At 40.9% G+C, this 14,042-nt stretch carries 5 protein-coding genes; all 5 read left to right on the plus strand.

Going from position 1 to position 14,042, the window contains the following annotated elements; all coding sequences use genetic code 11:
- On the plus strand, window positions 1-312 hold a 312-nt coding region (locus tag HYU69_12410), incomplete at its 5' end, for a hypothetical protein (protein MBI2271140.1).
- Between the two features lie 43 nt (window positions 313-355).
- Window positions 356-2,230, plus strand: coding sequence for a T9SS type A sorting domain-containing protein (locus tag HYU69_12415; GenBank protein ID MBI2271141.1), 1,875 nt, complete (start codon window positions 356-358; stop codon window positions 2,228-2,230).
- 91 nt (window positions 2,231-2,321) lie between these two features.
- On the plus strand, window positions 2,322-6,938 hold the full coding sequence (locus tag HYU69_12420) for a gliding motility-associated C-terminal domain-containing protein (GenBank protein ID MBI2271142.1): 4,617 nt from the start codon (window positions 2,322-2,324) through the stop codon (window positions 6,936-6,938).
- Window positions 6,939-7,043: 105 nt separating this feature from the next.
- Window positions 7,044-9,473 (plus strand): T9SS type A sorting domain-containing protein, encoded by a 2,430-nt coding sequence (locus HYU69_12425; GenBank protein MBI2271143.1) that lies wholly within the window; start codon window positions 7,044-7,046, stop codon window positions 9,471-9,473.
- Window positions 9,474-9,529: 56 nt separating this feature from the next.
- Window positions 9,530-13,870, plus strand: a complete 4,341-nt coding sequence (locus HYU69_12430) for a gliding motility-associated C-terminal domain-containing protein (protein ID MBI2271144.1) — start codon at window positions 9,530-9,532, stop codon at window positions 13,868-13,870.
- The last annotated feature ends 172 nt before the right edge of the window (window positions 13,871-14,042 follow it).

Raw genomic sequence — 14,042 nt, forward strand, 5'->3', positions numbered from 1 at the left:
AATGGGGGGAATGAATATTTCTTTGGTAAGGGAAGGGGTATAAAGGAATACGGTATTTGGGTATTCGACCGTTGGGGCAACCTGATCTGGGATTGCCAATACGCTGGGAAAAATACGGACTGGGACAGAATGGGTCAGGATTGTATGCCTTCTGCCTGTAAATGGGATGGAAAAGTAATGCCAGGGGGAGCTGACCTGAACTCAAACAGCGGAAACATTGCTCAACAGGATGTCTATGTATGGAAAGTTAAACTTATAGACATTTTTGATAAGAAACATAATTATGTGGGACATGTGAGTTTGGTGAAATGAAACTTTTTTAAACAAATAGCAATAACGATTTAAATCAAAAACCATGAAAAAGACAATTAAATTATTAGCGGCAAGAGGGCAGGCAAACAATGGAAAACAATTTTATAGCAGGGCAATACCGCGATCGCTTTTTTGTTTACTAATGATATCGGTTTCGATCTCTTCATTTGCCGGACTTTTCTACGAAGTACCAATCGCAGACAGAATCACTAATTCAAAAGCGATAATTGAAGGCAGAGTGCTAGAAACAAAATCATTTTGGAACGATTCGCACGGAATGTTATATACCTCAGCTATGGTTGAAGTATATAAAGTGTTTAAGGGAGAAATATATAAAAACCATGTGGAAATCATAAGCCAGGGTGGCTTCACAGAAAATCAGGTAATAACCAGCACAACAAGTTTGAATCTTTCAGCAGGAGATATCGGACTGTTTTTTACAGAAGAGTTTGATAAAAGAACAATACTATCATCGAGTGCTGCATCGGCAACAACATATTCAATGTATGCAGGCGCCCAGGGAATGATACAGTATGATGAAAATACCGGAACGGCAAATGACATCTTCAGTCAATATGAAAATATTAATGTAGTATATAATACAATCTCCTCTCAACTCAAATCTAATTTTAAGGAGCTGAAGCAATATGAACTAAAGAAACCAACAGGTGGTTTGAATAAAAAAGCCACCGCCGCACCGGTAATAACATCCTTTACACCTACAAGTGGTTCGGGAGGCATTAAACAAATACTAACAATAAACGGAACAGGTTTTGGTGCTACCAGGCAACCTACCGATTATGTGGCCTTTGTAAAATCGGAGGCCCCAAGTACACGATTTAAACAAACGGGAGCTCCTTATTTTGTGTCATGGTCTGACACCAAAATACAAGTATATATTCCGTCCGATATTTATACCGGATATAAAACAGGGACAGGAACTATCCAGGTAGGAAATAGTGCGGGGATTGCAACAAGTACTGGTAAGCTTTCCATAAAGTATAACTATATGGAAGCTTATAACAATAATTCATTCGGAGGAATATTTTCGTCAACCCTGAACGATTATAACGGACTGGGTGGTTATACTTTTCATCTGAATAATGCTGTAAATAATAACGTCAGCCTAAAAGAATCTATCCAATGGGCAATAGATACATGGACTTGTGCAACAGGTGTGAATTTTAGAATTGGAGCTCCAACGACATCCGCTGTGGTTAGTAATGACACAGAAACTGTTGTATTTATGGATCCATCTATGCAAGTAGGGGTATTAATAACCACATGGGTTAACTATACCAAATGTAATTCAAATTCTATATGGAGCAGACAATTGATGGATATGTCCATTAATCCGAAGGCCCCAAGCGGATATACCTGGAATTTTGGCTCCAATCCTCCGACAAATAGTCAATATGATTTCAGAACAGCCATATTGCATGAGTTCGGGCATGCAAATAACCTGGACCATGTAAACGACCAGACAGAATTAATGAGGACGATTATATCGAATGGAAGCTCAACCCGAACGATCTCTCAGGGTACGCTGGAAGGAGGTATATATACTATGAGTATTAGTACAATTCCTCCGGCATGTGGCCCTCCGGAAATGATCCTTAAATCATGTGCAACAGGTATTGAGTCAATAAACCAGAGGATCAGAAATTTTGAAATATATCCTACTCCGGCAAGTGATCGAGTGATTGTTGATTTTGATATTACTACCGGATCATACATTGAGCTATGTGTTTATGATGTTTATGGTCAGAAGATAAATACATTGACTCAAAGTTATTTGACAGCCGGCACTTATAAATATACCATGGATGCATCCGGGCTATCAGCCGGTGTTTATTTTATGAAGTTGAATACATCGGATGGAGATAAAGTGCAAAGAAAAGTGATGATCATTAAATAGTAAATTGTTTTTGTAAAGATTCGACGGATTTATAATAAAAAAAAATTCATTTATTAAAGCTCCCTGTACACAACATTGTAAAACATCAACCATGAAATATCCTGAGATATTATTACAAAATATTAAATTGATTTTTGTTTTTTTCATTTGTAAAACAACAATCTCTTATTCTCAATGCAATGCTGCTTGGCCTACTATTAGTGGTGCCAATAAAACAATTAGTGTTAACAGCCGTGTTGCAACCGGCACTTCTCTTACAGGTACACTTACGGTAAATGCCGGTGTAACATTGTGTACTGAAGGTACGGCAACAATCAATGTGAGTACACTTACTAATAACGGAACTATCAACCATACCGGCAGTGGAACGTTTACAACCACCGAGGTAATAAATTCAGGAACCATTACTACTTCAATTTCAGGGTTTAGCTGGATATCCGGGTTGGGATTTACAAATAAAGCAGGGGCTTCACTGAATATAAAAGGAAACATTGTTCTTGATTATACTACCAGTTCTTTTAGTAATTACGGAAGCATATTATCTGCTGCAGGAAATATTACCCTAACCGCTACAACAGGCGCTACCAATAATTATGCAACCGGCTCTATTACAACATCAGCTGGAAATATTTTTATGGATAAGATGATTAACTCGGGATCCATATCATCCGAGGGAACCATCACTAAACTTACTACAGGATCAACATATTATATTACTAATCAATCTACAGGGACAATTACTGCAGCAGGTAATATAAACATAGAGGGGACAACTGATAATTATGGGACAATTACATCCACAAATGGAACGTATACCAAAACAGGGACAGGGGAGCCTTTCTATAACAGACCCGCTGCAAGACTTACGACATCAGGTAATATCCGGATAGAAGGACCTGTTTCAAACGCAGGATTTATCTCTTCGACCGCCGGAACTTTTACTAAAATATCATCTTCCACCTCCCAGGAACCATATTTGAATATCACAGGAGGGCGCTTATCAGTTTTTGGAAATATTTCCATACAGGGACATATTGAGAATTGCGGATTGATGGAAATAACAAATTCAGGAAATTTTCTGAAAACCACTCTAACAAATCCTTTAACTACTACCGCATCCGCTTTCATAAACTATCCCGGCTCCACCGTATATATTCGTGGCAACGCCCATATTGAGGGATTGATTGATAACTCCGGTAACATAATAATAACAGGTCAGCTTTTAGCGAACCTGAGCACTGGATCCATTACACGCAGCATTACTAATCAGGCGGATGGATATATCCGGATTTGTGGCGAAGTATTTTATACCGCTGATATAACCAATTATGGTAAAATAGAAGTGCTTGGGCGGCTGTATATGGGTACTGTTTCAAATGGTAATTTATACAACCGGGCCGGAGCAATTCTAAATATTACAGATAATATTGATATTATTTCTTCATTGACAAATAGTGGATGTATAACAGTGGGTGATTCACTTTGGAAGCGTAACAGCACCGGCAATATTATCATATCAGGGGGCACTATTTTCACTACTAATTTTGTTCAGGACGATGGTACTTTGTTTGGAGGTGCCTCAGCAACAGAACGGGGATATCTTCTCGTAAGTGGTATCTCAACAACACTCAATGGAGTTCCTTTATCAGGTTATCTCGATATATGTGATGCCAGTGGTGCCGGAGCGGGAGCAAAATATTTAGATACTGAATCACCTGCTTATGCTTATCCTACCACTAATGTTACCGATTGCGGTTCAATTCCCGTTTGTGCAAAGGCAACTCTCACATCATGTACCGCTGCAATCCCTTTTGCCAAAGGGGCCTGCACTCCTATATGCGCATTTGCTGCCTCAGTAAATAAAACAGATATCAGCTGCAACGGAAACACTAATGGCACCGCAACTGTTGCCCCGATGGGAACAGGACCGTTTGCTTATTCATGGAGCACAGTACCTGCGCAGAATGCAGCAACAGCAACAGGGCTTTCGGCAGGAATTTATACTGTTGCTATCAGTGATACTACATGTACATGGACTACTATTGTAACTATTACCCAACCACCCGCATTGGCAATCAACATTTCATCTCAGACGGATGTTAATTGCTTTGGGAATACAAACGGAACGGCTACAATAGCAGCCAGTGGAGGAACACCCAATTATACTTACTCGTGGAGTACACTTCCCGGACAAACCGGACAAACTGTTACAGGACTTTCGGCTGGAACATACACATTAACTCTAACAGACAGTCAGAATTGCTTTGCACAACAAACAATAACAATTACACAGCCAAGTACACCTCTTACAGCCAGTATAGCCAGCCAAAGCAATGTTGCCTGTTATGGCAAGGAAAGTGGCACAGCTACTGTAACACCAATCGGAGGCACTGCTAATTACAGCTATTCCTGGAGTACGTCCCCTGCACAAACGAATCAGACAGCAACGGGATTGAGCGCAGGCTCATATACGGTAAAAGTTATAGATGCAAGGAATTGTTCTGTACAACAAATGGTAACAATTACCCAACCAGTATCTGCACTTAATGCATCCATTACCTCATCCATTGGTGTAAGCTGCTCAGGCGGTAACAGCGGATCTGCCACAGTTTCAGCCGGTGGCGGAACACCACAGTACACTTATTACTGGCAACCCGGCGGACAAACAACTGCTACAGCGGGCAATTTGGTAGCAGGTAATTATACGGTTAATGTAACTGATCAAAATGGTTGCTCTGCAACAACGGCAACAATAATCACACAACCACCAGGCATATTGCAGGCAAACATCACAAACCATAAACCCGTAACATGCAAAGGCGATCAGGATGGATCGGCCTCAATTACCGCTACAATGGGAACTCCTGCTTATACTTATCTATGGCAGCCCGGCGGACAAACAACAGTTTCTATCACCGGGCTATCCCGCGGCACATACACAGTATTTGTAACCGATTCGAAAGGGTGCAATAAGAATGACACAATAACAATAAAGGAATCTACAGTTCCATTCAATGCCAATGTTTCTAATAATGTACCCGTAATATGCAAGGGTGAAGGCAATGGCGTTATAGCAATAACGGCGACAGGTGGTACTCCCGCTTATACATATCAATGGATTCCAAATGTTGGATCGGGCAGTATAGTAACAGGACTTTCCGGAGGCACCTACACAATTAATGTAACTGATCAGTATGGCTGTAAGCAAACATTAGTAGATTCTGTAAAAGAATCTGCATTGCCATTCAGTGTGACTGTGAGCAATTCAACACCTGTTACGTGTAAAGGTGCGGCTAACGGAAGTATTTCTATAAGTGCCACGGGCGGCACTCCAACATACACCTATCAGTGGACGCCAACAGGAAATACAACTAATACATCAACAGGTCTTTCCGGTGGCATATACACTGTTATAGTAACTGATTTGTATGGATGCAGCCGAACGATAATAAAATCCGTATTGGAATCTGCTACACTGCTTAATATAAACGGCATAACAAAAACTCCCGTAACTTGTACGGGAGCAGGTAATGGCAGTATAAACATATCGGCTACAGGCGGAACCCCTGCATATACTTACCAATGGAGCCCGGGTGGAAATACAGTAAGTTCAGCCAATAACCTTTCCGGTGGTATATATACAATAACTGTAACCGATCAATATGGTTGTTCACAGTCGGTCATAGACACAATAAAAGAATCCAACTCACTTCTTGCAGGATCTATTACGTCTAATACTCCGGTAACCTGTATGGGCTCCGGTAACGGAAAAGCAATTTATACTCCGGCAGGAGGAACTATGCCATATACCATATCATGGTCTTCAACACCACCGCAAACCGGTACTACAGCTATAAATTTACCCGGAGGCATTTATACAGTAACTGTAACCGATCAATACGGTTGCGTGATAACCGACAAAGTTGACATTAAAGAATCAACAACTCCACTGACGGCAAGCAGTACCAGCACGCTTGTATCCTGTAAAAAAACAGATGATGGGAAAATAGTTATAAGTGTAACAGGAGGCATCCCTGATTACATTTATCAATGGTCACCAGATGTAAGTACAACAAATATCGCTACGGTAGCGGTGGGAAGCTATACAGTCACAGTAAGAGACACTTATGGTTGCTCTAAAGTCACAACAGTAGTTGTAAATCAGCTTCCTAAAGTTAACGCAGATTTCACATCTGATCCTGTCACAGGAACATTCCCATTAACTGTAAACTTTACAGACGAAAGTACAGGCGGAACAGTTTACCAATGGAACTTTGGGGATAGCCTGTCCAATCTTATTCAGGATACTTTACTTAATCCTATGCATTTGTATAAAGATTCAGGAACATATGTTGTGAGGCTGATAACATATAATAACTGGTGTGCGGATACAGCTTATAAAACCATTCGAGTAAATATGAAGTCCGAGCTATGCATTCCAAATATATTTACTCCTGATAATGACGGAAAGAATGACGTATGGAAGTTATGCGGCAAAGGCATTCCAGATCTTGAAGTAGAAATATACGACCGCTGGGGTCTGCTTATCTATCATTGGGACTCCCCGCTCGGAAGTTGGGACGGAAGAACAAGTACAGGTCAGGAAGTCCCGGACGGAACCTACTATTATATTATAAAAGCGAAAGGTACGGACGGAGTGGATTACGGAACAAAAGGGGGATTTATAATGCTGATTAGAGCGCACTGATAAAGCACAGGAAATATTCCATTGGGCGTAACAGAAGAACTGATAATGGCAGGTATTTTGCTCTCAAATAAATTAGGTTTTTTTCAAAGATTAAATCAGGTAAAAATGAAAAAACATTTTGTAATCATTTTGTTATTGTGTTCCGAACTTTTAACCTTTTCTCAGAAAATGGTTTTTAAGGCTGCCCAAACATCAAGTGTAAAAAACAACATAGATTCCACTGTTGTGATGGCGATCAATAATGCATTTAAACAATATAACTTATATTATTTGGATGGCAATTCAATTAATGAATTTGTCAGGAATAAAAAACAAGTTGACTTCAGAGTTGAACTTGACAATACCTTTTCATGGGATATCACTCTTCAATTGCACGACATGCGTTCACCGGACCACAAACTAATAGTCCGGACTGAAAACGGAGATGAAATTTATCCGGAAACCCCCGCTGAAACTTACTTGGGTTGGGCAAATTATAGTGCGGATCAGCAAGTGAGATTCTCTATACACGATGGATTTTTAAGGGGCTTTATTGTGCAAAACCAGGAAGAACTGTTTATTGAACCGGTGAATTATTTCTTGAAAGATGCTCCACAAGGATTATATATTTTATACAAAGCATCTGATTTCATAAGAGAATCGGAAATTTCCTGTGGCATAAAAGAAGTTACAGGGACTATTCAAAAGCTAAAAACAGAGGAAACGATACGTTCTGCTTCATGTGCCATGACTGATCTTGCCATTGCATCCGATTATCTTTTTTTTAAGGAAATGGGGACTGTTGCAAAAGCCAATAAGGAAATACTGGATGTTCTGAATATGGTGGAAGCAAAATACATGGAACCTTCGGTGGGAATAGGGTATAACCTCGTGGCAACTTACATAGTAAGCACCAATACAGGTGACCCATGGGATGCTTCAACCGATGCTTATACGTTGCTTACTTCCTTCAAGAATTGGGGAAACGGAGGAGGATTCGGAACAAATGTAACTTACGATTTGGCAAACTTATGGACTTCAAGAGATCTGCAGGCATTTGGAAATACCGGGGTGATAGGTATTGGTGCCACACGGCCAGATGGAAATTTTGGTGTTATATGCACCCCCGATAGATATTGTTTAATGGAACATTCCTTTTCCGTTGGGTCAGCTGGCAACTGGGTTGATCAAACGCATGAGTGCGGACATACCTGGGGAGCCATTCATACAATTGCTAATTCGACTTATATAATGTCTCCATCCATCGGGCCCGCCAATCAAACATGGGACCAGGGAAATATCACTGCTATCTTAGCCCATAAGAATAGCCGTACTTGTCTTGTATCTAGTTGTTCAAAGGGTCCAATAGCAGACTTCAGCGCAAATGTTCTTACGTCATGTGATGGCATTGTTAAGTTTTCTGATCTAACAGTAAATAACCCTTCGTCGTGGTCATGGAATTTTGGGGACGGCAGCACTTCAACACAACAGAATCCGACGCATACCTATTCAACAAATGGCACATATACGGTAAAACTGATTGTTACAAACAGCGTGGGGAGTGACACTTTAACAAAATTTTCATTCGTACAGGTTCAGAAATCTACTCCACCTGCTACTACAGACAGTTTGCGGTGCGGCCCGGGCAAGATTGTCCTTTCGGCGAGTGGATCAAATAATGGCACATTAAACTGGTATACGTCACAGGCAGGAGGAAGTCCGGTAAACACAGGCTCTTCTTATACAGTAAATATCTCAACAAATACAACCTATTATGTTTCGGAAATAGTTTCCCCTCCTCAAAAAAATACCGGGAAGCCCGATAATTTAACAGGAGGAGGATATTTTTCCTCTTCTCTGAGAAGAATGTATTTTGATGTGTTGACCCCCTGCACGCTAAAGACTGTAAAAGTCTATACCGATTCCGCAGGGAGCAGAACTATTGAAATACTAAATAACAATGGACAAACAATACAAAGTAAAACGGTGAATATTCCAAATGCACCGAATGGTACAATAATAACTCTCGACATGCCTCTTAGTCCTGGCACTGATTATGCAATTAAATTGGCACCAAATAGTGGGCAACGATTGTATAGAAACAACGCCGGTCCTTATTCATTTCCCTATACTATTCCGGGGGTTATATCAATCACCAATACAGACGCTACGCCGCCAAACGCTCAGAACTACTATTATTGGTTTTATGAATGGGTAATTCAGGAGCCCAGTTGCGTAAGTCCTATGGCTTCGGTAACAGGAAAAGTGGATGTATGTACCGGTATTAATGATTTAATATTGGAAAACTCACTCGAAATCTTTCCAAATCCCGGTCCGGGGAAATTTAGACTAAGTTTTGAATCGGTGGGTATAGAAAAAGCAACAATGGAAATACATAATATGTTGGGGCAAAAAATATATACTGAAATCGTATCAGGATCTAACGGAAAATATAGTGAGGATATAGACATTTCAAAATATGCGAAAGGGATTTATATTTTAAAAATAAATTATTCGGAAGGAAAAGAAGCATTTAGAAAGTTGATAATAAGATGATCACAGGATAGCTGAATTATGAAGTATAATTCATTTGGTAGATAAAACATTTTGCCATGAAAAAACAAATTTTCATTTTTCAAGTCTTTTTTTGCCTGCTTGGTAACACTACCATTTTTGCTGCTAACGGGAAAGATAAACCTGGGAATAGCGCTCTTAAAGAGAAGGCGCAGGAATGGATGCAGAAACAACCGGTCGTAGCCTTTCTTGAAAACAAAGGGCAAATGACAAACGAATCAGGTAATCCGATCCCATTTGTTTTGTTTAAAGCGCAAATGCCGGGTCTGGATATATATCTGACACAAACAGGTTTTACTTACATTTTTTACAAATTGCCGGAAGATGATGAACATAAAAATTCTTTCTTTCCCTTAAAAAGGGAAGAAGCTATGGCGAAACTTCCTGATGAGAAGAAAAAAAAACCGAAGGCAGAATGGGAAAGAATAGAAATGACTTTATCGGGAGCCGCTATAAAAAAGGAAAATATTTTAACCGGAAAATCTTCGCAAACAGATTTTAATTTTTTTTATTCCCATTGCCCTGGTGGAATCTACGGAGTAAAAGCATCCTCCAGGATAACGATAAAAGAAGTCTATCCTGGCATAGATTGGGTAATATACACTTCAGAAAAAAAAGGTTTTACCTATGACTTCATAGCACACCCCGGTGCCGATCCCAACCAGATAGAAATTGTTTATTCCTCCCTGAACAAACTTAACCTGAATGAGAATGGAACCATTGAAATACAAACTAAACTCGGAATCCTTACAGAAGCCGCCCCGGTAAGTTATCAGGCAGAAAAAATAATTCCTTCGAGGTTCCTTAAAACCATCAATCGAAAAAATGACAAAGGCGGTTATGAGGCACATTTGCAATTTTCCATAAACAGTTACGATAAAACTCAAACACTCGTCATCGACCCGATCGTGATACCCAACCTTATCTGGGGAACCTATTATGGAGGAAGCTCCTGGTCATGGGGCGGCTCCAGCGGAAGCGGAGTTGATGGTTTATGCAGCATTGCAGCTGATGCAGTTGGAAATTTATACGCGTCCGGGTATGTAAGGGACAGTCAGTTTCCTGTTTTTAATCTGCCGGGGGGATATTACAGCGGTGTTTATAATGGAGGAATGTATGATATGGCAATTCTCAAATTCAGTAGTGCTGGTGCACGGTTGTGGGTTACATATTATGGAGGTACGGATCCACCCGGGTCCCTCAGTACTGAGGGCGCGATGTCTCTGACTACAGATCCAAATAATAATTTATATGTGACCGGCTATACCTCTAATTACGTAGGCTTCCCTTTACAAAATCTGGCGGGAGCTTATAATCAAACTGTTTTTGGTGGTGGAAGCGATGCCTTTATTCTGAAATTTAACGGCGCGGGCGTAAGGCAATGGGCAACTTTTTATGGAGGGAATGGCTCTGATATCGGACACACTATTGCCTCAGATGCAAATGGGAATATATTTATAACAGGGGAAACAAATTCTACAAATTTATCTATTGTATCCGGAGGCGGATATAACCAGCCCCCTGGCGGGGCTAATGATGCATTCATTGCGAAGTTCAATAATATGGGCATACAGCAATGGTCGTCGTACTATGGTGGAAGCGGAGCTGATGTCGGTAATGCATTAGCCCTTGATGGAACCGGCAATGTCTATGTTACCGGTGAAACAGGCTCTGCAAATTTGCCTGTTCTCAATCTCGCCGGAGCATACAATCAGCCTGCAAAGATTGGAGCTGCCGATGACGCATTCATCTTAAAATTTAATAATGCAGGCGTACGTCAGTGGGCGACGTATTATGGAGGAAACAAGAATGAAGGGGGCTTCTCAATTGCAACAGATGCAAATGCGAATGTATTTATAATGGGTCAGGTAGACGGCGCCGGTTTTCCTACTTATGATCCCGGTGGGGGGGCATATTACCAGGCTGCATTCGGAGGTGGTACAGGATGGAATATAACTGATCTATTTCTATTAAAATTTGATAACACAGGAGTGCGCCAATGGGCAACATATTATGGAGGATCCGGAAAAGACGGCGTTTATGGTTCCGATAGGGATAGAGAAATAATCGTTGACGCAACAGGAGATCTGTTTGTTACCGGCATAACCAAATCCACAGACTTCCCCACCCAAAATTCAGGAGGCTTTTTTAATGCGGCTATGTTAGGTGGCGGGGATGCTTTCATTCTTCAGTTTTCTAATACAGGCGTGCGTAAATGGGCTACTTATCAAGGAGCTACTAATAACCCCGGAGGTTTTACTGTCTCTGATTTCGGCTCCGCCTTAGCTATAGATCCGGTACAGGGTTGCCTGTATGTGGGAGGAGAGTGGTGGGGTTCTGGCAGTAATGGACTCAAGAATCCCGGAGCACCGGCTTATTACGATGGAGTATTTAATAATGGGGTGGATGCCGGCGACGATATGTTTATAATGAAATTTTGTTCTAATTGTACTAAACCTACGGCAGCACTAACAGCAACTCCTGCTATGTGTACCAAAAGCGATGGTACGGCAACTGTTCTTCCATCAGGAGGAACCTCACCCTATACGTATGTTTGGAATCCATCGGGGCAAACTACTTCATCGGCCACAGGTCTTTCAACCGGGACCTATACTATTCTGGTTAAAGAAGGTGGCGGTTGTTCCGATTCGTTTACTGTTACTGTTACTCAACAAACAGTTGCAATTACTGCAACCCCTTTAACTACGCCAAGCAATTGTGGAAACAATACCGGTACTATTAATGTGACTGCGGGAGGAGGAACTTTACCATACACGTATAGCTGGAATCCACCGGCAGGTACAAGTGCTTCGGCAAGCGGATTAGGAGCAGGATCGTACACGCTAACAGTAACGGACAATATCGGCTGTGAGGTAACAACAGTGGCTACCATAAGCAGTATTAATGGACCTGCCATAACATCTGTAGCTCCCTTTGATGTTTTGTGTAACAGTGGAACTGATGGTTCAGCTACTGTAACTATAACGAACGGAACTGCACCTTATACATACAGCTGGAGTGGAGGTTCCGCTGCCGTTACTTCCTCACTTACGAGCAGCATAAGTTCACAACCCGCTGCCACTTACTTTGTAACAATTACAGATGCCAATGGTTGCCAGGTATCTACGAACGTAACTATTACAGAGCCTGTTGCGATTGTTCCGCCAACATTTACTACAACAAACGCGACATGTGGAAAAAGCGATGGTTCTGCAATAACTTCTTCGTCAGGAGGAACCGGCATTTTAACTTACAATTGGAATATTCCGGCTACGGGTACAGCGGTAACAAATTTATCAGTGGGTATTTATATTGTTACCGTAATGGATGCAAATAATTGTACAAAAACAGCAAGTGTTTCAATTGTTAATGTGGGAGGTCTTACAACCACTACTTCGGGTACTCCTGTACTTTGCAATGGCGGGAACACCGGAACGGCGACTGCAACAGTTACAAACGGCACTCCGCCTTATACTTACAGTTGGAGTAACGGAATAAGTTCGGTTTCCGGCAGCTTATCTGATCAGCTTACAAATCTATCTGTGGATACTTACACCATAACGGTTACCGATTCAAAGGGATGTTCAAGTATTTCTACTGTAACATTAATTGAACCTGCTATTTTGACACTTGTTCCTTTGGCTTATGATGCCGGCTGTAGCGGAAACAATGGAAGTGCTGTCGCAAATGCAAAAGGAGGCACAGCTCAGTATACTTATAGTTGGAGCAATGGCTTGGTTACGGACTCTATATTTAATCTTTCTGCAGGAGCTTATTCAATTACAATTACTGATGCGAAAGGATGTAGTACATCGGCCAATATAACTGTTGGAACCGAGATGTCTACTCCTATAACTATTATCCCGGCACAGCAATTTATTAATTATGGAGGTCATGTAGATATAATTGTAACCAGCAGCGGGGGCAACAGTTTAACGTATACCTGGACGCCCGCATTTGGGTTATCATGTACTGATTGTGCTAATCCGGTTGCTACACCTGTGATATCCACTATTTATACGGTAACTGTTAATGATGCGGATGGATGTCAGCGAACGGCAATGATAGACATAATTGTTAAACAGGGTTGTTCAGAGGATGATTCAGATGCATTTATTGCGAACATATTCTCTCCGAATAATGATGGGAAAAACGATATCCTATATATAGAAGGAAATGGATTAACAAATATATATTGGGCTATATACGATCGCTGGGGCAACTTATTGTTTGAGGCTTTTGATCAAACACATGGTTGGAATGGGACAAAAAAAGGTAACCCGATGGAATCGGGGACATACGTATACTATCTGAAAGCAACTTGTATTAAAACAAATACCGAAATAAAATTGAAAGGCAACGTTTCAATTGTGAAATAATGTAACGCAAAACGTATAAACAAAATTATATACAGATGAAGCATTCATGATTTAATAAACACAAAGAGGAATGAACATTTAACTTTGGTGCTATAATCAAACAATATAGCATCATGGAAACAGAAAAAATAGAATACGAACAAATAGTTGAACGAGGCTGCGGACTGGATGT

This window comes from Bacteroidota bacterium, from assembly GCA_016183775.1.
Taxonomy (GTDB): Bacteria; Bacteroidota; Bacteroidia; order JABDFU01; family JABDFU01; genus JABDFU01.

What these genes read in the sequence shown, in the direction of transcription:
- HYU69_12415 (MBI2271141.1), top strand. Translation starts at nt 356, where the DNA reads ATGAAAAAGACAATTAAATTATTAGCGGCAAGAGGGCAGGCAAACAAT.
- HYU69_12420 (MBI2271142.1), top strand. Translation starts at nt 2,322, where the DNA reads ATGAAATATCCTGAGATATTATTACAAAATATTAAATTGATTTTTGTT.
- HYU69_12425 (MBI2271143.1), top strand. Translation starts at nt 7,044, where the DNA reads ATGAAAAAACATTTTGTAATCATTTTGTTATTGTGTTCCGAACTTTTA.
- HYU69_12430 (MBI2271144.1), top strand. Translation starts at nt 9,530, where the DNA reads ATGAAAAAACAAATTTTCATTTTTCAAGTCTTTTTTTGCCTGCTTGGT.